Below are 20,760 nucleotides of genomic sequence, written 5' to 3'. Positions count from 1 at the left end.
ATTTACCGCAAACGTCTAACTTAGTTTTTCCATTAACCGCCCTAACTATTTTAGGGCGGTTATTATTTTATGCACTACGTTTTAACAACATCGACTTAATATGGCCAATTGCTTTTGTTGGATTGAGTCCTTTAGGACATACGCTGACACAGTTCATAATGCCATGACAACGGAATACGCTGAACGCATCGTTAAGATCATCAAGGCGAGATTCTGTTTCTGTATCACGACTATCAATCAAGAAACGATATGCAGCTAACAATCCAGCTGGCCCGATAAACTTATCTGGATTCCACCAGAATGACGGGCAAGAGGTTGAACAACAAGCACAAAGGATACAATCGTAAAGTCCATCAAGCTTTTCACGTTGTTCTGGTGACTGTAAGTTCTCACGAGCAGGAGGATTTTTGCCATTATTAATTAAATACGGACGAATTTTCTCATACTGTGTATAGAACTGAGTCATATCCACTATTAAATCACGAATTACTGGTAAACCGGGTAACGGTCTGATCACAATTTTCTTACTTCCTTTCTGTAAAGATGAAATAGGTGTGATACAAGCCAAACCATTTTTACCATTCATGTTCACGCCATCAGAGCCGCAAACACCTTCACGACAAGAACGACGGAACGATAAGGTAGGATCTTTTTCCTTTAATTGAATTAATGCATCCAACAGCATCATGTCACGCCCTTCAGGAACTTCGAGGGTGTAATCTTGCATATGCGGCGCATTATCAACGTCGGGATTGTAACGATAAATCGAAAATTCAAGTTTCATATTTAAGTCTCCGCAACTTCAATAACACCGCTAATTAATATGTACGCACTTTTGGTGGGAAGGCTTCACGCAGTTTTGGCTGCATATTGACTTCACGGCGTGTCATTGTTTCGGTTTGCGGTTGATATAATGTATGGCATAACCAGTTCGCATCATCACGCTCTGGGAAATCGAAACGGCTATGAGCACCACGACTTTCTGTACGGAAGTTTGCAGATACTGCAGTGGCATAAGCTGTTTCCATCAGGTTATCTAATTCTAAGCATTCAATACGCTGAGTATTAAACTCGCTTGAATTATCATCCAGTCGGGCATTTTGTAAGCGCTCACGAATAACTTTTAGTTCTTCTAAGCCTTTTGCCATTGCATCACCTTCACGGAATACTGAGAAGTTATGTTGCATACAAGATTGCAGTGCTTTACGGATCTCAACAGGATCCTCACCAGAACGATTGTTTTCCCAGCGATTTAAACGTGTTAATGCTGCTTCAACATCCGACTCGCTTGCATCACGCATCGTGCCTTGTTCCATCAGAGATTCTTTTAAGTGAACCCCTGCTGAACGACCAAATACAACGAGGTCTAACAGTGAGTTACCACCTAAACGGTTGGCGCCATGAACAGATACACAGGCAATTTCACCGACAGCAAACAGTCCAGGAATAACAACATCTTCGCCCTTCTCATTTACACGAATGGCTTGGCCTGTCACTTTTGTTGGAATACCACCCATCATATAGTGGCAAGTAGGAATAACCGGAATTGGCTCTTTGATAGGATCAACGTGTGCGAATGTACGAGACAGATCAAGAATACCCGGTAAACGTGATTCAAGGACTTCTTTACCAAGATGGTCGAGTTTCAATTTCGCATGAGGACCCCAAGGACCATCACAACCACGGCCTTCACGAATTTCAATCATGATAGAACGAGCCACTACGTCACGACCAGCAAGGTCTTTAGCGTTTGGTGCATAACGTTCCATAAAGCGTTCACCGTCTTTATTCAACAGATATCCGCCTTCACCACGACAACCTTCGGTCACTAACACACCCGCACCCGCAATACCGGTTGGGTGGAATTGCCACATTTCCATATCTTGCAGTGGAACACCTGCACGAACCGCCATGCCAACGCCATCACCAGTGTTGATATGTGCATTTGTGGTAGATTGATAAATACGGCCCGCACCACCTGTGGCTAAAATAGTGGCATTAGCTTTGAAATAAACGACTTCACCCGTTTCGATGCAAATTGCAGTACATCCAACAATATCACCATCTTGGTTTTTCACGAGATCCAGTGAATACCACTCTGAAAAGATAGTTGTGTGATTTTTTAAATTTTGCTGATACAGGGTATGCAACAATGCGTGCCCAGTACGGTCAGCAGCGGCTGCAGTACGCGCAGCTTGTTCGCCACCGAAGTTCTTAGACTGACCACCAAACGGACGTTGATAAATACGGCCATCATCTAAGCGAGAAAATGGAAGCCCCATATGTTCCAGCTCTAAAATTGCTTCAGGGCCAGTTTTACACATATATTCGATTGCATCTTGGTCACCGATATAGTCGGAACCTTTTACTGTATCGTACATGTGCCATTCCCAGTTATCCTCATGAGTATTACCTAACGCAACAGTAATACCGCCTTGAGCTGAAACAGTATGAGAACGAGTAGGAAAAACTTTAGAAATTAGTGCGCAAGACAAACCCATTTGGGAAATCTGTAAAGCAGCACGCATACCCGCGCCACCAGCACCAATAACAACGGCATCAAACTCTCTTACTGGCAGATTCATTACACACCCCACACCACAATTGTTCCATAAATAAGATAAACCAACAGCGCAACAACAATAATCAGTTGTAAAGTCAGGCGTAATGCCAGCGGTTTAATATAGTCCGTTAACACTTGCCACATGCCTATCCACGCGTGGATAAGAATAGAAAGCAACGTCAAGATGGTGAACACTTTGGTTAGGGATGAGCTAAAGAACCCTCGCCATACTTCATAGGTAATTTCTGTGGTTGCAATAAAACCCACAAGATAAAGAACATATAAAACGATGATGATGGCTGAGGCACGCAGAAATAACCAATCCTGTATGCCAGTACGACCTAAAGTAGAAGAATTACTTACCATACTAATACCCCCGCCAATATTGATAAAATTACTGTAATAACCATAGATGCAGCCGCTGAATTGCGACCTACAACCAAGGTTTCATCAATAAAGCCGAAGTCCATTAACATGTGACGAATACCACCACAAATATGGTATGCCAATGCCGTTAGGATGCCCCACAAAATAAATTTTGCGAAGAAGCCAGTCATTATTTCAGCAGCTTGCTGAAAACCTTCAGGAGAGGAGAGAGAGGTGCCAAGTAACCACAGTAAGATGCCAACTGCGACTAACATGATAACCCCAGAGACACGATGCAAGATCGATGCGATAGCAGGGAGTGGAAACTGTATCGTCTGTAAATCCAGATTGACAGGTCTTTGTTTTTTCACAATTTATGCCCACACAGCTTTTATAATTTTTCCTTCCTCCGGACCTGGATGGAAATCAAACAGCGAATGGGGTACAAAGGCACATTTTAAGTAAAATGTTAAATCCGTCTATTTTACAAAAATTGTGGATTCGTTACGCTGGTTCTCCATACAACAAAGGTTCCGGAGACCTGCGCGCAGTATAAGTGGTTCACAAACTTATTACAATTACCACACAACTTGTGTGCTGGACATTTGCCTCGAACAGTGAGAGGGATCACTATTTAATATATCCGATGCAAAAATGATTATCATTTTTGACACATGCATAACATTTTTATTACATTTACTGCATAATTTTAATGTTTATGTTTTTTTTGTGCGCAAACACGCTTCCAGAAACCTCAAACTTATGTAAAAGTGTTGTCAGTACTAATTCTAAGTGCATTGCATAAAAAAGCACCTAAAAAAACATAACATCAAAAGCTCCTTAACATAAGTGACACACTATAGACCCAGATATGACGGGCATAAAATAAAACCCGACTGGGTACCTTACATCAACTATAGTTTCACTATCGAAGTGCATCTTTATTCTTTATGGAGATACCCTCGACTTTGTTAGGAGACATATAAGCGCTAAGGAGATTATAAATGGCTGATAACAAAGCTAAGCTAACGATTGATGAAACATCTGTAGACTTGGACGTTTTATCCCCTACACTCGGTTCCAAAGTTATTGATATTCGTACTCTCGGCTCCAAAGGTTATTACACCTATGATCCCGGCTTTACCTCAACCGCCTCTTGTGAGTCAAAAATCACTTTTATTGATGGTGATAACGGTATCTTACTTCACCGTGGTTTCCCTATCGGGCAATTAGCGACTGAATCAACATACTTGGAAGTTTGTTATATCCTGCTGTACGGTGAAGCTCCGACCCAAGAGCAATACGACAATTTTAAAACGACTGTCACTCGTCACACCATGATCCATGAACAAATCACCCGTCTGTTCAATGGTTTCCGCCGTGACTCTCACCCAATGGCTGTATTGTGTGGTGTAACAGGGGCCTTAGCTGCGTTCTATCATGATGCATTGGATGTCAGTAATCCGGTTCACCGCGATATCACGGCTTATCGCCTGTTATCCAAAATGCCAACCGTGGCAGCAATGTGTTACAAATACTCAATTGGTCAACCTTTTGTGTATCCAAAAAATGACCTATCTTATGCGGGTAACTTCTTGCATATGATGTTTGCAACACCATGCGAAGAGTATGTCATCAATCCAGTACTTGAGCGTGCTATGGATAGAATTTTCATCCTTCATGCTGATCACGAACAAAATGCGTCAACATCTACAGTACGTACAGCAGGCTCTTCAGGTGCAAATCCATTTGCCTGTATTGCTGCGGGTATCGCGTCACTTTGGGGACCCGCTCATGGCGGTGCGAACGAAGCGTGTTTACGAATGCTGGAAGAGATCAAAACAGTTGAACACATTCCTGAATTCATTAAACGAGCAAAAGACAAAAATGACTCCTTCCGTTTAATGGGCTTTGGTCACCGTGTTTACAAGAACTACGATCCTCGTGCAACAGTTATGCGTGAAACTTGTCATGAAGTGTTAAAAGAATTAAACCTCAATGACAGCTTGCTTGAAGTGGCAATGGAATTAGAACGCATCGCATTAAACGACCCGTACTTTATTGAGAAAAAACTGTACCCTAACGTAGATTTCTACTCTGGTATTATCCTTAAAGCGTTAGGTATTCCATCCAATATGTTTACTGTTATTTTTGCGATTGCACGTACAATTGGCTGGATTGCTCACTGGAATGAAATGCACGAAGATGGTCTGAAAATTGCGCGTCCTCGTCAGCTTTATACTGGTTATAATGAGCGCGATTTTAAAAGTGAAATTAAAAAGAAATAATTGAGTTCTATTAATTATTTATCTTGATAAGCCCCGTTTTAAATCGGGGCTTTATAATTTTAGCTACTATTAGCGACTAAAAGTTAATCAGCTTTTTAAATATTCTTGTGGCGTCTGCCCTGTCATTTTCTTAAAAAATGTAATAAAGGCACTGTCACTAGCAAATCCTAATATCTGACTAATATCTATATAACGATGATGAGTAGCTAATAATTCAATGGCTTTCATTAATCGCCACTGTTGACGCCATTGTTGGTAACTTAAACCTGTTTCTTTATAAAATAAACGCGTGATCGTTTTTTCACTCGCTCCCACATATTTCGCCATTTCTTGTAACGGTGGAGGTAAATCATCAAACGATAAACGTTTTAATCGCCTATCTTTCGGCATAAATAAATGATTGGGTTGTCGTTGAGCCTGCATGATTTCATCAAAGAAAACAGCTAATAGATTCGCATAACGCCCTTCTTCCCATTGCGTATCAAAGTCAGCCACAGAAATACGCTCAAGAATTTCTCGCAAAAGAGGAGAAAGCGTAAATATCTCACTCTCACTTGGAAATTTATCATGATATTTATCGGAAATATAAACAGAACGATATCCCACAGAGGCATACATTTCGACTCGATGTTCCAATTTTGCAGGGATCCACGCAATTCTCATGGGAGGCAAAACAGAAACCCGAGAGGCTAAAGTAATTCGCATACATCCTGACTGCGTAAATAATAATTGTCCTCTATCATGAGAATGAAATCCTGAATCGTGCTTTCCCATTTCTGCTGCAATACCCACTACTGATGCAAGATGCTCTTCTGGCACAAAGTGGTCGTATTGATTAAGCCAAGCCATCACTTGTCCTATTTGAAAAATAATATGTCTTTATATTTATAAAAAGACATTCATTATCTCTGTATTCTGTTCATCAAGATTTAAGGATGTAGGATAAAAAGATGAACAAAAAACTCTCTTTATGGTTAGCAATTGCGTTAATGATGTTTCCACAAATTGCAGAAACCATTTATAGCCCAGCACTTACTGATATTGCAAACGGCTTTTATGTCAGTGCAAACGAGGCTGGACAAACACTTTCGCTCTATTTCTTTGCATTTGCATTGGGGGTCATTATATGGGGTCGGTTATGTGATGTCATTGGTCGTCGTCCGACAATGTTAGCTGGGTTGTTTATTTATGCTATTGCTTGTCTTGGTGTTTTCATGACACAAGATTTTTCAGTATTACTTGGATTGCGCATGCTTTCCGCTTTTGGTGCTGCGGTAGGCTCGGTCGGCACACAAACCATTATGCGTGATGTCTATAATGGTGATGAGTTAGCAAAAGTATTCTCAGTTATGGGAGCGGCTATCGCCTTAAGTCCAGCAATAGGTATGTTAAGTGGTTCATTATTAGTGAGTTATGCAGGCTACCAAGGTGTATTTAGTGGCCTAGCCTTTCTTGCTGTGATTTTACTGTTATGGAGCACTTTTTCTTTACCTGAAAGCCGTCCTGAAACAGTAAAAACAGCGCCGTTAGGGGAAACTGCAATAAAAATGCTTAAAGATAAGCAAATTGCTAAAACAGTATTATTAATTGCTTTTTTTAATATCAGCCTCTTTGCTTATTATCAGTTAGCACCTTTTATGTTTGATAAACAAGGTTATAGCGCAAGCACTTTTGGATATAGTGGCATTGTGTTAGCAATAGGTGTCGGTATTGGCTCTTATATTAATAAAACATTATTAAATCATCATTGGTCATGTGGAAGACTAGTTTTACTCGCGAGTTTTATTGCATTAGTCAGTGCTGTGGGTGTTTATTTTTTACGTGACCACATTAGCTTTATTATCCCGATGATGACGAGTGTTATTGCTTATGGCATTGCTATTCCAAATATCTTAGCCACGGCATTAGCACAGTATAAAGATCGTTTAGGCACTGCCGGGGCATTATTAGGCTTGTTCTACTATTTGTTAATTGGTGTCGGGCTTGCACTTGCAGGATGGGGACAAAGCTTAGCAATCACCTTACTAATCTGTAGTCTAAGTTCATTGCTACTCTCTTTTTCTCGTCAAACGACAAAATAAAAAGGAATAAACTGACTAATATTACCTTGGTAGACGCTATTCATTGATGATTTTCTTATCCCGTACTAAATGAAAAGTACGGGATTGTTTCTAGCAATATTAAGTTTCGTTTTTTGCTGTTAATTCTCAATCAATTTAACTAAGGGTTAATGCTTATTTTGTTAAACAGACAATTCTTAAATTTTTCAAATACCACAAAAAATGCCTTTATTATCACTTCTTCATTTTCAGCACTTTTTCCTGATATAGCGTTTTATATATTGCAGAATTGAATATTAATAAAGCTAGGGTAGCTTTTTTAGCGTTTATATCTATAAATTTAACAAATGATATATCTTGCCATCGTTTCTAGTAGTGATAATCAAATTGTTCGTTTCGCTATTTCATGGTAAAAAAAACTGTTTATCCATACATAGCTTAAGGAACTGGCGTGATAAAAAAAATCTTAGACATTTTCCCTATTTTTGGGAAAAAAGACGTCGATATTACTGAGAAATATCTCCAAGAATCTCTTGTACTGCTTGCTATATTTGATGAAGGGTTACCTAAACGTGCATTAGATTATGTACTTACAGGCAAAAACCCTGAAATTCTTTTTGAATTAAATAAATTGGATGCAGCAAAAGCAGCCGTTTATTTTCATCGTGCAGGAACATTAGAATGGTGGTATGCCAGTAATGTTGATACAGGAAAATATAGTAAAGTTATCACCCAAGGTCTTAATGCCCGCCATAAGCTCTACTCTAAAGTTGGCGAAAGCTTTTCCTTAGAACAAGTCGCTCGTTATGCAAAAGTCATTGCAGCTGCATGCCAAGATATCAATATCAAAGTGACAACAACTGAAGTGCCAACTTGGGTTATTTACCTGTTAGTTGATGCGTTTTACACCACTTATGATAATGCACGTAATCTTAATTTAGAGCATCGTAAACATTGGAGTATGGAATTTATCGCTAATATGGTCGAAGCAGAGGCCAATATTCCAGGCGAAAATGCATTATTTGCAGTATTCGATAGAAAAGATATCTCTGAATATTATGCTTCTAATCTTAAACGTATTTATGAACTTCATGATTTAAAAGATTATCTACTTTCACATCAAGAATTTATTAGAACAGAATTAATCGAAAAACTGTCAGCAAATGGTTTAGTTGAGCTAATTAACTATCTAAATAAAAATACGATATTACGCGATACTTTTGCAGATATTATTGTTTTACTTGCCACCAGCAGTTTAAAAACAGTAAAAAAAGCCGCAGAACCTATTTTGAATACCTTACCGGCTGAAATTGTAAAAGAAAATTTAACTCATGTTTTAATGAATGGTACACCAAAACAACGTACACAAGCGGCTGATTTATTTGCTCGCCAAGGTGAAAACCGTGATGTGCTTGAAGAAGCGTTAAAACATGAAACCTCAAAAGCAGTCATCAAAAGCATTGAAAGTGCCCTACAACGTTTTAGCGTTGTTGATAACGCAAACACCGTTGATGCCATCGAAGCGCCTGATTTTACACCATTAGAAGATACGCCATTACCTGATAGTGCCCGTGATATTATGGTCAATAACTTCAATGAGATGTTAGCTAAAGCGAAAGAAAATGCTGAATGCGAAATTGAAGAAAATAAAACATCGAAGCACTCTTATAATTGGGCACAACGTCATTATAAAGATTTATCTAAGATTGATGAAAAACAATGTCGTGCATTAGTTGATAAACTCAATAGTGGGCAAGGCACTATTCAGTCGAATGAAATCCAAATTATTAAACACAAAAATCGTATTCCTAATTTGCCAGAATACACATTCTTCCATGCTGTGCGGGTGATAACTAACAACCGCCAACATGCCGATCACTTCTCCTCTCACTACTTTAATGGTGATATTCCTGAGCGTTTATTTAGTGATATTGAATTACGACAAGTTGAAAATGTATTAGAAAGATGTAGCTTCAAACGCGCAGCCCGTGTCACAGCGGCACTATGCTTAGAATCTTATCAAGATGGTTTACGCCGTTTTCGTAAACCAGAACAAGTTTGGCCATTCTTCTCTCAGCATACTGATTATATTGCTGAAGCTCTAAACTTAATGCCAAACCAAAGCGAACATCGCTATCGTCAATTTGAAACATCACAAGGTATTGAAGTATTAGGTCGTTTCCCAACAATTCCTGCACAATTTATTCCGCGCATCATGGAATTGGCATTAGGTGAAAACAAAACACACCGCGTTTCTGCACAAAAGTTATTAGAAACACTGCCTAATATTCATTTAAGTGCACAAGAAGGATTAACCTCTAGTAAACAAGAGATCCGTGTTACAGCCATTGAATGGCTAGCTCGCTTAAATAATCCGGATTCCTTACCTGCGCTTAATACCTTATTGAAAAAAGAGAAACGCGAAGTAGTACGAGCCTCTTTACTCACTGCATTAGAGCAATTAGGTGAAGACATTTCGAGCTACTTATCGCCAAAAACGTTATTAGCAGAAGCTGAAAAAGGCCTTAAAGCCAAAGCACCAGCAAGTCTTGCTTGGTTTAATTTTGAGGCAATCCCTGCATTAACATGGGAAAACAAGAAAGCGGTTGATCCTGCGATTATTCGTTGGTGGATTATTCTGGCAGTAAAATTAAAAATGCCAGGAGGCAACGCGCTATTACAACGTTATATCGGCCTGCTTTCTACAGATAGCCAACATAAACTTTCTAGCTTTATTCTACATACCTTCGTTGCTCAGGATATTAAAGGGCCATCACTGGAAGAAGCCATGGTAGAAGCGCAACGTGAAGCGCCGGGACGTTTAAGTAATTATCAAAACTGGGCTAAACGTTATCCTGAATATTATGCTAAATATGAAAACTTCACATTAGAACAAGTGGTTGAAGAGATTAAAAACGAGGTATTACGTCGTTATTTAGGCTCAGCAATCAGTGATAAAGGTATGCTTGCGCTTATCTGTGGTATTGAGGGTCATGTTGCGGTATCTGTACTACGCAACTATATGCGCGATCATTATCAGCGTCGTGCTCAAATTGAAGCGATGATTGATGCGGTTGCTTCAAGCAATGATCCTATTATCATCCAGCTTCTTCTTTCGTTATCTCGTCGCTATCGCACTGCATCTGTTCAGGAAAAAGCCCGTAATTTAGTTACGCAAATCGCAGAGCGTAATGGCTGGAGTGCAGATGAATTAGCCGATAGAACTATTCCAACCGCAGGTTTTGATGATACTGGAACATTAGTGCTGGAATATGGTGAACGTATTTTCACTGCAAAAATGGATGCAAAACAAAAACTTGTTCTGTTTAATCCAGAAGGTAAAGAGGTTAAAGCGTTGCCTGCTGCGCGCAAAAATGATGATGCAGAGCTGATTAAAGAAGCAAAAAAACTTTTCACTTCAAGTAAAAAAGAACTTAAACAAGTTATTGAATTACAAAGTGTGCGTTTATATGAAGCTATGTGTGCTCAACGTCAATGGTTAAGTGCAGATTGGCAAGAATATATTTTAGCTCACCCAATTATGCATAAATTAATCGAACAATTAGTTTGGCAGGAAGTTAAAGATGGCGAAGTGATCAATACGTTCCGCCCTTCTGATGATGGCGCATTACTTAACCTTGAAGATGACGAAGTCACTTTACAAAACGATTCATTTATTCAATTAGCCCACGCGGCATTAGTTAATGAAGATGAACGTAAAGCATGGATCGCGCATTTTAAAGATTACAAAGTGAAGTTTTTATTCTCACAAATGGAACATAAAATCCCAGAGTTAGATCTAACGCAAACAGAAGTTGAAGATCGAAAAGGCTGGATCACTGACACCTTCACTTTACGCGGTATTTTAACCAAAATGGGTTATCAGCGTGGCCCAGCAGAAGATGGAGGCTCGTTCTCCCACTATTACAAATTCTTCTCTAGTTTAAACTACTACGTCAACATCGGTTTCAGTGGTAGCTATGTGCCAGAGGAAAACATTCCTGCCGTCTTATTCGATTTAAGTTTTGAGAAAAATCAGCAAGATTACTGGGATCGCAATAATGTTGAGCTAAAAGAAGTTCCGCCAATTTTATTAGCTGAAAGCTATGCTGATTATCTAAAAATCGCTGAAGCTTGTGCAGGATTCGATCCTGAATGGGAAAAGAAAACACCTTGGTAATAATTAGGGATAACTAGGAAAGAATATGGCTAAAAAAGCACCCGCAGAACAACAAGCAATCAGGGAAAGTGCTGAGGTTCGATTTGCTCAAGAGTTAGAGTGTTTAACAAAAGCAGATGTAAATAATCCTAAACCACAAGGATGGCTTCGCTCTCCTCGTGCTGTACGCCAATTTATTTTAGGTGATGATGCATTAGGTATCACACCTAAGTTTTTCGGCGACGATGCCTTGGTTGATCGCGCAATTGTCACATTATTAGGCAAGCAAGGTTTAATGCTAGTTGGTGAGCCAGGTACAGCAAAATCAATGCTCTCAGAGCTTTTTGCTGCCGCCATCAGCGGTGATTCAGGATTAACTATTCAAGGCACTGCGGGCACTACAGAAGATCACATCAAGTACTCATGGAACTATGCGTTGTTATTAGCAGAAGGCCCAACGGAGCGCGCTTTAGTGGGATCGCCGCTTTATCAAGGTATGTTACAAGGTAAAATTGTTCGCTTTGAAGAGATAACCCGTTGTCCCCCTGAAATTCAGGATGTACTGGTTTCTTTGATGTCAGAAAAACAGTTAATGATCCCCGAAATGGGTGATGGTGCGCGTATTAGTGCAAAACCTGGGTTTAACCTTATCGGTACAGCAAACTTACGTGATCGTGGTGTCCACGAAATGTCTGCCGCATTAAAACGTCGTTTTAATTTCGAAACGGTAAAACCCATTCGTGATCCAGCATTTGAAATCAGCTTAATTCAATCACAGCTAGAAAATGAATTAGGCTCTTTAGCTAATGAAGTGACGGTACCTGTTGACGTAGTGGAATTACTGGTAACCACATTCCAAGAATTACGTTCAGGTAATACACAAGATGGCGGTAATATCAAAACCCCTGATGCAGTTATGTCTACCGCAGAAGCGGTGAACATTGCTTATGCTTGTGCCTTAGAAGCACATTATTTAGGTAATGGCGTAATGAATGCTGGTGCGATTGCGCGCCAATTAATCGGTGTTGTATTAAAAGATAATGCTGATGATATTAAACGTATTCGTTATTACATGGACAATGTAGCTAGAGAACGCGCTAGAAACAGTAAAGAGTGGAAAGCGTTCTTTGATGCATCAAAAGAGTTTTGGCAATAGCACGCTGAGATTAATTGCTACACAATAAATACGTTATTTATCAATTAAAGGCAGAGTTTACTGACTCTGCCTTTTCACCCAGAAAAGGGATCGACACGGTGACGCTACCTTCAATACCTTTGCCAGAAAGAATTGACCAAGCACGACTGAAATGGACGTCGTTACAGCAACAACATCTCTATTTTGCCCCTGTACGCCATCACAGCCCCGCTTGTGCTTATGCTGTTTTATCACTAATTGATTCGGTAAAGCCTGACTATATATTAATTGAAGGCCCTGATACCTTTAATTCTCTTATTCCAAGCCTGACTGATAAAGACACCCTGCCTCCGGTGGCTATTATGGGGCAAGCAGAATATTTGCATAATGATGGTAACCAAGAAGAGCGAGAAAAATCACTGCACTCTGCCTATTTTCCATTTTGTGAATATTCTCCTGAATGGCAGGCATTACGAGGTGGTTTACGCATCAATGCAAAAACACGCTTTATCGATTTACCATGGGCGGCTCAAGTTAATAACGAAGAGTATAGTGATTCACAAAGTCGCAGCTTACAAAAAGAACGTTATTTAGCCCATAGCCAATTTATTGCACAATTAGCCAAAAAATGTCATTGCCGTGATCACGATGATGTTTGGGAGCATCTTTTTGAGCTACGCAACATTGAAGCTTTAGCTGATTGGCAAGCCCTCTTTAATGATACCTTTATTTGGTGTGCTCTTGCGCGTCTTGATTATGAGCCAGAAGTACTTGAATCAGAAGGTTCTTCGCAACGTGAAGCACATATGCTCACTCATATTAAAACCATCAAACAACAAGAGCCCAATGCCAAGATTTTAATTGTAACTGGAGGATTTCATACCCTTGCATTAATTGAAGGTCTAGCTGATTCACAATCTCAATCTTTCGCCATTTCTAGCACAGAGCAAAAGCAATTCACTAAAATGCAAAGAATGGCCGAAAAAGAACAAGCTTGGCTTATTCGTTACAGTTTTGACAGATTAGATGCACTTAATGGCTATGCTTCTGGTATGCCATCTCCAGCTTTTTATCAACAAGTTTGGCAAAGCTTGATGCAACAACATCATGATAAATTAGAAAATAATGCTCTTGCTAAACAGCCAACACAAATTTATCGCAATAAAATGGGGATCGCATTTTTAAGCTCAGTGGCTCAATCTATTAGAGAAAAACAATTTGATAATCCACCTAGTTATTTAGCCGTAAAACTGGCTGCCGAGCAAAGTTTACGCCTTGCTTTACTTAGAGATCATGCTGGTATGGGTCGCTATGATTTGCTTGATGGTTTACAAAGTGCCTTTATTAAAGGCAGTTTAGATGATAGCCAAAGCGAGTTATGGACAGAAATTAAAACCTGTTTTTCCGGCTATCTATTAGGCAAAATTCCATTAGGTACAGCAACACCACCGTTGGTAAATGAAACCTATGAACGTGCCAGAGGTTTTCGTTTTAAACTTGATGATACATTAGCAAAAACCACTAAATGTGATGTTTACCGCAACCCTCAACATCGCTTAAGAAGTCGTTTTTTACATTTACTGGCTTTCTTAGAAATTCACTTTGCACATCGAATCAATGGCCCTGACTTTCTTTCTGGTCATCAATTGGATTTATTGTTTGAAGAGTGGCAATACGCTTGGACACCCAATGTGGAAGGAGAGCTGATTTCATTATCAGAGAAAGGCTCACAACTTGAAGCTATCGCCTTAACTAAGTTGTTATCTATGGAAAAACAGCTTGAAGAACAAGGCCAAGGTCGCTCAAGTCAAAGTGCTGTCACTTTATTAACACAAGCAGCATTAATAGGCCTCCACCAGCGCATTCCATCACTCTTTAAACTATTAGATAGCTATATTCAGCAAGATTTTCGCCTTGAGTCATTAACTCAATGTGGACATAAATTGATCCATTTATGGCGAGGTCGTCAATACCTTGATATTACCGATGAGCTAGCACTGGAAAATCGACTACATCAAGTTATCCCTCAAGCATTTTTTTGCTTAGAACAACTCGCTCAAGGTGATGAACAACAACAAGAAAGCAATTTACAAGCTTTGCTCTCTTTACGTGAACTGATTGAATTTATGCCATCACTCAATAATCCTCATGATTACAAAAGCGATTTCTATCAGCAACTTAATCGCCTTGATGGTCAACTAGATGCAGTTCCTTTATTAAAAGGTGCTGTTGATGCATTGCGCTATTTAGGCTCATATATTGATGAAACCACGCTGACAAACGCATTAAATGCCACGTTTAGTACAGGAAGTTCTCCTGAACAAGCTATTGGTTATTTTGTCGGGATTATGCGAACAGCACCAGAGCTTGTGATCCGCTTACCTTTATTGGTTGATCACTTAAATACCTTGTTACAACAATGGGATGAAGAGCGTTTCATTCAGATCTTACCTGATCTGCGTTTTGCATTTAGCCAACTTAATCCCAAGCAAAATGCAGAACTTGCACAATATATTGCCAACGATATTGGTTTAGATACACAAGCGTTATCATTATGGCAGTCAGAATTTAGTGCCAAACAAATGATTGAAGCCACTAAACTCAATCAAAAACTGCAACAGCGTATAACGGAGCAAGGCATAATTTCTTGGTTTGATACTAAGAAAGCAGAGAAAGGAGACAATGCCTATGAGTCAGCATAATGACGATATGCCTGAAGATAAAATACAACAAGCAAAACGCTGGCGCCTGATTTTAGGTCAATATGCGGATGATGCTCTTGGGCAAGCGACTTTTAATGCTGATGATTTAAAAGTTGAACGTACACTCGACTTTCTCTATCGCCGAGAATATCAGCGCCGAGGGCTTCGCCAAGAGCGAGGACGCCATGGTTCACTCGATGCATCGCAACTTACCGCGGTAAACTGGCTAAATCAAGCACGTAAGCTATTTCCTAATAGCACCTTTGAACGTATGCAATCACAAGCTATTGAACGTTATCAAATCAGTAGCTTTCTTAAAGATCCTAATACGTTAAAAGCAATGGAGCCCACAAAAGCGTTAGCCAAAACACTATTAAGCTTACGTGGACGAATGAGCGAAGAAACACGAGATGCTGTTAAAACTATTATTCGCAAAGTGGTTGAAGATATTTTACGTCAAATTCGTAATAATTTTCGCCAATCATTAACGGGACGTCGTAATCGCTTTAGACGCTCTTTGGTGCCTAATAGTCGCAACTTTGATTGGCGCGCAACTATTACTGCAAATTTAAAACATTACGATACCCAAAATCGTCGCTTAGTCATTGAAACACCTTATTTTAACTCACGGATGCAACAACATTTTCCGTGGGATGTTATTCTCTGCGTTGACCAAAGTGCGTCAATGTCTAGTTCCATTATGTATGCAGCTGTTTGTGCCAGTATTTTAGCTTCATTGCCTGCCGTTAAAGTCTCTTTAGTGGTTTTTGATACTCAAGTTGTCGATTTATCTCATTTAGCAGACGATCCTGTTGAGGTTTTAATGACCGTACAATTAGGAGGCGGTACTGATATTGCTGGTGCAATGCAATACTGTGAAAGTTTAGTCAAAAACCCTAAACGTACCGTTATTTCACTAATCAGTGACTTTGAAGAAGGTGGCTCATTAAACCGATTATTAGATTGCACACAACGTCTTAATAGCCAACAAGTTAAATTATTAGGGCTTGCGGCACTTGATGATGAAGCTCAACCTGTTTATGACTCTGCGATTGCACAAAAACTTGCGGACAGAGGTATGCAAGTTGCCGCCTTAACACCAGAACATTTCGCACAATGGCTAGCAGAGGTAATGCAATGAGTTGGCAAACCGTTTACTTTCATTACGATGAAGATGCGCTCACTGTATTTGCTAATGCAGGATTATTAAGACGCGCAAGAAAAGACGTTGATAACGAAAAAGTATCACTCACTGATGCCAATACAGGGCAATTCAGTAGTGATGGACAAAGTGTTGTTTTACACGAAGCAGGTATTCAACAAGCCAGTTGCGATTGCTCTGCATCTGGTTGCTGTAAACATATTTTAGCCGCCGTTTTATGGCTACAAGCTAATAATAATGCTGATAATTCAAATAACGATAATAGTGATGAAATATCATCAGAAACCATTACTGAGCCTGTTGAAATCATCCCTCTGCTACCCACATTATTTGCTCTTGATCCAGAAGCATTAATCAAAAAAGCGGGTAAACCAGCCTGTCGGACAGCAATTAAATTAATTGAGCAATGGGAAAATATAACATTCAATCTAGAAGACACAGGAATTCAGTTAAAAATTCAACTTCCTGATGTTGATGAGCCTGTTATTTTCTTACAAGCGAGTGGTTACGATGGCATGTTATCACCATTTTCCGACTCACATAAAAAAGCCTTTCATCTTGCTATCGTGGCTAAATTATTTGAGCAATACACGAAACCTTGGGCATGGCCAGAAGATTTAATGACGGTGCAATCTTCTAAACGTCCCCTGAATGATGAAGAAATAGCGCTAATTAATACCATTGAACAATTTATTTATGATTTATTACGCCAAGGGCTATCACATATTAGCTTAAGCAGTGCCACACAGTTGCACTTATTAAATATGTCCGCTCGAGCAGAAGGTTTACCTCGTTTAGCGTCTTATTTACGAACATTAAGCACTCAAGTCAAACTGTTGGCAGAAAGACATTTCACTATGGATGAAAGCAATGTCTTGCGTTTATTAGCCCATATTTCTGCCTATCTATTCCAATTATCTAATGCGACACCAGAACAGTTAAAAGTGTTACGAGGGCAACTTCGTCGTCAATATGATGATAAAAAAAATAGCCTTTCCCTTATTCCGGTTGGAGCAAATTGGTGGACAGCACAAAGTGGCGCATTAGGAGCAACGTTTACCTTTTGGGATAGCGAAGAAAAACAGTTATTACAAGCGACACAAGCGCGCCCTAATCAGCTCGATACCTTGTTTAATCGTTATGGTGTTTGGAACAGTTTGTCATTATGGAAACAAACTGCGGATAAATTAATGCGTCGTCCTTTTTTATTACAAGAGCCTCGTATTTCTGATGAAGGAAAACTCGCCACTATTGGTGATAGTTTTGCTCAAAATCAAGCAGACTTTCTTGATATGACGGAATACAACAATTTACAAACTGAGCTAGGCATCAATAATTGGCGAGATTTACCTGATTACTTTGCCCATCAAACAGAAGGGTTTCTTTCCCCTCTTGTTTTGCATATCAAAAACTATAAACCTTTAATTTGGTATGAAGTAGAGCAATGCATAATTTGGGAAGTGTCAGATAATCATGAGAATTCAGCATTCTTGCGCCTTTATTGGGAAGGAACAACACAAAATAATCTAGAAGAGTTGCGCTTTCTTACCAAAAAAGAGTTAGAAATTGTCGCAATCACGGTGCAACCCGTTCGACGTGATCTCAATATAGACTTGTTACCAACGACTATTTGGATCAAAACAGAAAAAGGCATTGAACTGTTTTATCTCGATTTTGACCAATTTCCACGTAAGAAAAAACAATCAGGCTTTATTAGCCGTATTCAAGAATATATGGCTAAACGTAAGCAACAAACAGCAATGCATCACAGTGAACCGACTCTAGCACAAAAGTTCTGTCGCCCTATTTTATCGGTATTAGAAGCTCAAGCGTGTACTGGACGGGAATTACTTTCAGAAATGCAAAAAGAGCAATTAGAAATAAGCAAACATACCGCAGATGATTTAGGAATGACATTAATAGCTGATCAATTGGCTTATTATTTGGCGTTAACTTCCCGCGACTCACGGACGTTATTACAGTTAATTTGGCTATGCGATAATCTGCAACAATTACAAAGTCCGTTACCTATTCAACTTAACGAATAATTGGTATTAGCGAAAAAAAGCTATCTCTCAAATTAAAGAGAGATAGCTTTTAAGATAAGAATAAATAATGGGTTTATGCTGGATTATCAATATCAACAAATGTCACATCTAAATGATGTGTTTGAGCCAGCCATTCACCTAATGCTTTAATACCATAACGCTCTGTTGCATGATGCCCAGCAGCAAAGAAATGAACGCCCATTTCTCTTGCGATATGAATTGTCTGTTCTGAGACTTCACCTGTCACAAAAGCATCTACACCTTGCTCTGCAGCATCTTGAATAAAGCCCTGTCCGCCGCCCGTACACCAAGCAATATTACGAATAGTTTCAGGGGCATTATCACCACAATGTAATACATTGCGTTGTAACGCTTTTTCTAAACGTTCTTTTAATTCAAGAGGTGTTAAAGGTAAATCAAATACGCCTTTAGGCAATAAAGGTAATATTTCACCTTCAACTTTAACCCCCATTTTTAATGCTAATTGAGCATTGTTACCTAAGATTGGGTGAGCATCTAACGGCAGGTGATAACCAAAAAGATTAATGTCATTGCAAAGTAATGTCTTTAAGCGGTTACGCTTCATTGAACGAATAACAACGGGCTCATTTTTCCAAAAGTAACCGTGGTGTACTAAAATTGCATCAGCGTTTAATCGTACTGCTTCATCGAGTAATGCTTGGCTTGCAGTCACACCCGTGACTATTTTTTGAATATGAGGGCGTCCTTCGACTTGAAGTCCATTAGGCGCATAATCTTGAAAGTTCTCAATGCTTAACTTCTCATTAATCACTAATTCCAGATCAGTATTCTTCATTTCATTTATTTCCCTGTTATCACGAATACCACTATTTATATAACAATAGTAAAAATAGCAATAGGTTAGTGGCATTCGTTTAAATGACTCATTATTGTTTATTGTAACGTAAAAATTGAAGATTATTTGAAGTTAAGAAAAAACGAGAAGATAGCATTACAAAAATGCTTAAAAAAGAGGAATAAAAATAACGCCTACTTATGTAAGCGTTATTTTGATGTTCTGTTATTTGTGGCTATTTAATGCCACTTCTGATTTTGCCAGCCAAACTGGTTTATCACTTGTTTTAGACCATACACGGTGTATATAGCTATAAAATTGTGCACGTTTAGGATGGAAAACCATAACAGGAAATGCCGCAACACCTAGCGCAACAGCACCAGTACGACGGGCCAAAACATGTTTTTTTGTATATTCGTTATAAGCTGGCATAGTGCTCTCCTGTATAGAGATTAATTTGATGTTGAAATTTTACCTCATTTGATGAAATTTTACTACTGATCAGACCACTCAATTCGTGCGAAAAATCACCTTTATTTTGCTTGATATGTAATTAAATTTCATAATAGAAACAAAAATGAAACATAAGTGACATAATTATTAACAGAATTAGATCGGTATTTTTACTTAATAAAAGTTGTAGTAAATAATTTCGAGGATAAATTATCAAAAAAGAAAAAATCAAATAAGAGAAGAGAAGAGAAGAGAAGTAGAATATTCAAGAATGCAGGTTTTAGTATTAACAACATAGATCTGCTACTAAATAATATACGACTGAATAATACATTTAGCAGTGAGTAATGAAGTATTTATTCAGGAAAATCAAGAAAATCAACGTCCATTGAATGATGGATAAGGCGAGCGATAAATAAGGCATCATTTTTTGGTAGATAATAAATTGAGTGTTTTTTAAACTCAAATCGTCTCATGCCATCACACACCCAATTGCACTCTCGCCCAATCCAAGGTGCTCGAGCAAGTAGCTCAAATGTCTGTTTTAACTCATTATGGTATTTTTTTGCCTGAGTTACACCAAATTGCTGAATGGTATAACGTGCAATTTGATAAATATCTTCTTCTGCTAATTTAGAAAGTTTATACATTTAAGTCCTTTTCAGCTCTTGTAAAAATATCATCCATGTTATTTTCACTTTCTGGTGAATTCACACCATCTAGTACCATTTTACGAATTATTTGGATCCGTTCTTCTCTGATTTCCATCATACGTAAAGCATCTCTGATTACCTCGGAGGTATTTCCATAACGTCCTGAATTAATCATTTCACCAACAAAATCATTAAAATGTTCACCCAAAGTTACGCTAGTTACTCGTGCCATAAATCCTTCCTACATTGTATTACTTAGTAATACAACAGTAGCAATAAATTTATTAATTTGCCATCTAATACCATAAAAAAACACCCCACTATTGAAAACCAATTTTGAGGTGTCATCAGTAA

At 38.9% G+C, this 20,760-nt stretch carries 16 protein-coding genes; 7 read left to right on the top strand and 9 right to left on the bottom strand.

What is annotated here, in order from left to right:
- Positions 1-67 precede the first annotated feature (67 nt).
- The 4 genes from LG402_RS05580 to sdhC are packed head-to-tail and all read right to left on the bottom strand — an operon-like array spanning position 68 to position 3,303.
- A complete protein-coding gene (locus tag LG402_RS05580) occupies positions 68-784 on the bottom strand; it encodes a succinate dehydrogenase iron-sulfur subunit (RefSeq protein WP_006537662.1) in 717 nt (238 codons plus the stop codon).
- A gap of 34 nt (positions 785-818) precedes the next feature.
- Positions 819-2,585: a succinate dehydrogenase flavoprotein subunit gene (gene sdhA / locus LG402_RS05575; protein ID WP_109410018.1), complete on the bottom strand. Its 1,767-nt coding sequence runs from the start codon at positions 2,583-2,585 to the stop codon at positions 819-821.
- Positions 2,585-2,929 (bottom strand): succinate dehydrogenase membrane anchor subunit, encoded by a 345-nt coding sequence (gene sdhD, locus LG402_RS05570; RefSeq protein WP_006537664.1) that lies wholly within the window; start codon positions 2,927-2,929, stop codon positions 2,585-2,587. The genes sdhA and sdhD overlap by 1 nt, the downstream gene beginning before the upstream one ends.
- Positions 2,923-3,303: a succinate dehydrogenase cytochrome b556 subunit gene (sdhC, locus tag LG402_RS05565; RefSeq protein ID WP_162557032.1), complete on the bottom strand. Its 381-nt coding sequence runs from the start codon at positions 3,301-3,303 to the stop codon at positions 2,923-2,925. Before sdhC ends, sdhD begins: the two co-directional genes overlap by 7 nt.
- Positions 3,304-3,933: 630 nt before the next feature.
- Between sdhC and LG402_RS05560 the strand changes: the two genes are divergently transcribed.
- Entirely contained in the window at positions 3,934-5,217 is a 1,284-nt protein-coding gene (locus LG402_RS05560; protein ID WP_166541032.1) for a citrate synthase, read from the top strand.
- An 87-nt stretch (positions 5,218-5,304) separates the two neighbouring features.
- On the opposite strand, the gene LG402_RS05555 is transcribed toward LG402_RS05560, so the two are convergent.
- Positions 5,305-6,066, bottom strand: coding sequence for an AraC family transcriptional regulator (locus LG402_RS05555; RefSeq protein ID WP_109410015.1), 762 nt, complete (start codon positions 6,064-6,066; stop codon positions 5,305-5,307).
- 101 nt (positions 6,067-6,167) lie between these two features.
- On the opposite strand from LG402_RS05555, the gene LG402_RS05550 reads away from it, so the two are divergent.
- The 6 genes from LG402_RS05550 (at position 6,168) to LG402_RS05525 (ending at position 18,483) form a co-directional block, all read left to right on the top strand.
- A complete protein-coding gene (locus LG402_RS05550; RefSeq protein ID WP_227336567.1) occupies positions 6,168-7,298 on the top strand; it encodes a multidrug effflux MFS transporter in 1,131 nt (376 codons plus the stop codon).
- Between the two features lie 430 nt (positions 7,299-7,728).
- The gene (locus LG402_RS05545; RefSeq protein ID WP_227336566.1) at positions 7,729-11,457 is read left to right on the top strand and encodes a DUF4132 domain-containing protein; all 3,729 of its coding nucleotides are present in this window, start codon (positions 7,729-7,731) and stop codon (positions 11,455-11,457) included.
- A 25-nt stretch (positions 11,458-11,482) separates the two neighbouring features.
- On the top strand, positions 11,483-12,592 hold the full coding sequence (locus tag LG402_RS05540) for an ATP-binding protein (RefSeq protein WP_227336565.1): 1,110 nt from the start codon (positions 11,483-11,485) through the stop codon (positions 12,590-12,592).
- Positions 12,593-12,690: 98 nt separating this feature from the next.
- A complete protein-coding gene (locus tag LG402_RS05535; protein WP_227336941.1) occupies positions 12,691-15,273 on the top strand; it encodes a DUF5682 family protein in 2,583 nt (860 codons plus the stop codon).
- On the top strand, positions 15,260-16,414 hold the full coding sequence (locus LG402_RS05530; RefSeq protein WP_227336564.1) for a VWA domain-containing protein: 1,155 nt from the start codon (positions 15,260-15,262) through the stop codon (positions 16,412-16,414). Before LG402_RS05535 ends, LG402_RS05530 begins: the two co-directional genes overlap by 14 nt.
- Positions 16,411-18,483 carry an SWIM zinc finger family protein gene (locus LG402_RS05525; protein ID WP_227336563.1) on the top strand — a complete coding sequence of 691 codons (2,073 nt, stop codon included), beginning with the start codon at positions 16,411-16,413 and terminating at the stop codon, positions 18,481-18,483. The genes LG402_RS05530 and LG402_RS05525 overlap by 4 nt, the downstream gene beginning before the upstream one ends.
- A gap of 73 nt (positions 18,484-18,556) precedes the next feature.
- Here the strand turns inward: LG402_RS05525 and LG402_RS05520 are convergent, their stop codons facing one another.
- From LG402_RS05520 to LG402_RS05505, 4 genes are all read right to left on the bottom strand, one after another.
- Positions 18,557-19,300 (bottom strand): type 2 GTP cyclohydrolase I, encoded by a 744-nt coding sequence (locus LG402_RS05520; protein WP_166541026.1) that lies wholly within the window; start codon positions 19,298-19,300, stop codon positions 18,557-18,559.
- Positions 19,301-19,525: 225 nt separating this feature from the next.
- On the bottom strand, positions 19,526-19,732 hold the full coding sequence (locus LG402_RS05515) for a YbfA family protein (protein ID WP_072070216.1): 207 nt from the start codon (positions 19,730-19,732) through the stop codon (positions 19,526-19,528).
- 377 nt (positions 19,733-20,109) lie between these two features.
- Positions 20,110-20,403 (bottom strand): type II toxin-antitoxin system RelE/ParE family toxin, encoded by a 294-nt coding sequence (locus LG402_RS05510; protein ID WP_166541025.1) that lies wholly within the window; start codon positions 20,401-20,403, stop codon positions 20,110-20,112.
- The gene (locus LG402_RS05505) at positions 20,396-20,638 is read right to left on the bottom strand and encodes a type II toxin-antitoxin system ParD family antitoxin (protein ID WP_166541024.1); all 243 of its coding nucleotides are present in this window, start codon (positions 20,636-20,638) and stop codon (positions 20,396-20,398) included. The genes LG402_RS05510 and LG402_RS05505 overlap by 8 nt, the downstream gene beginning before the upstream one ends.
- Positions 20,639-20,760: the final 122 nt, after the last annotated feature.

Origin of the sequence: Proteus sp. NMG38-2, from assembly GCF_020640995.1 — a bacterium.
GTDB lineage: Bacteria > Pseudomonadota > Gammaproteobacteria > Enterobacterales > Enterobacteriaceae > Proteus.
This window is presented reverse-complemented; position numbering and strand designations above follow the sequence as displayed.

What these genes read in the sequence shown, in the direction of transcription:
- sdhA (WP_109410018.1), bottom strand. Translation starts at nt 2,585, where the DNA reads ATGAATCTGCCAGTAAGAGAGTTTGATGCCGTTGTTATTGGTGCTGGT.
- LG402_RS05550 (WP_227336567.1), top strand. Translation starts at nt 6,168, where the DNA reads ATGAACAAAAAACTCTCTTTATGGTTAGCAATTGCGTTAATGATGTTT.
- LG402_RS05540 (WP_227336565.1), top strand. Translation starts at nt 11,483, where the DNA reads ATGGCTAAAAAAGCACCCGCAGAACAACAAGCAATCAGGGAAAGTGCT.
- sdhD (WP_006537664.1), bottom strand. Translation starts at nt 2,929, where the DNA reads ATGGTAAGTAATTCTTCTACTTTAGGTCGTACTGGCATACAGGATTGG.
- LG402_RS05515 (WP_072070216.1), bottom strand. Translation starts at nt 19,732, where the DNA reads ATGCCAGCTTATAACGAATATACAAAAAAACATGTTTTGGCCCGTCGT.
- LG402_RS05580 (WP_006537662.1), bottom strand. Translation starts at nt 784, where the DNA reads ATGAAACTTGAATTTTCGATTTATCGTTACAATCCCGACGTTGATAAT.
- LG402_RS05555 (WP_109410015.1), bottom strand. Translation starts at nt 6,066, where the DNA reads ATGGCTTGGCTTAATCAATACGACCACTTTGTGCCAGAAGAGCATCTT.
- LG402_RS05505 (WP_166541024.1), bottom strand. Translation starts at nt 20,638, where the DNA reads ATGGCACGAGTAACTAGCGTAACTTTGGGTGAACATTTTAATGATTTT.
- LG402_RS05560 (WP_166541032.1), top strand. Translation starts at nt 3,934, where the DNA reads ATGGCTGATAACAAAGCTAAGCTAACGATTGATGAAACATCTGTAGAC.
- LG402_RS05510 (WP_166541025.1), bottom strand. Translation starts at nt 20,403, where the DNA reads ATGTATAAACTTTCTAAATTAGCAGAAGAAGATATTTATCAAATTGCA.
- LG402_RS05525 (WP_227336563.1), top strand. Translation starts at nt 16,411, where the DNA reads ATGAGTTGGCAAACCGTTTACTTTCATTACGATGAAGATGCGCTCACT.
- LG402_RS05530 (WP_227336564.1), top strand. Translation starts at nt 15,260, where the DNA reads ATGAGTCAGCATAATGACGATATGCCTGAAGATAAAATACAACAAGCA.
- LG402_RS05520 (WP_166541026.1), bottom strand. Translation starts at nt 19,300, where the DNA reads ATGAAGAATACTGATCTGGAATTAGTGATTAATGAGAAGTTAAGCATT.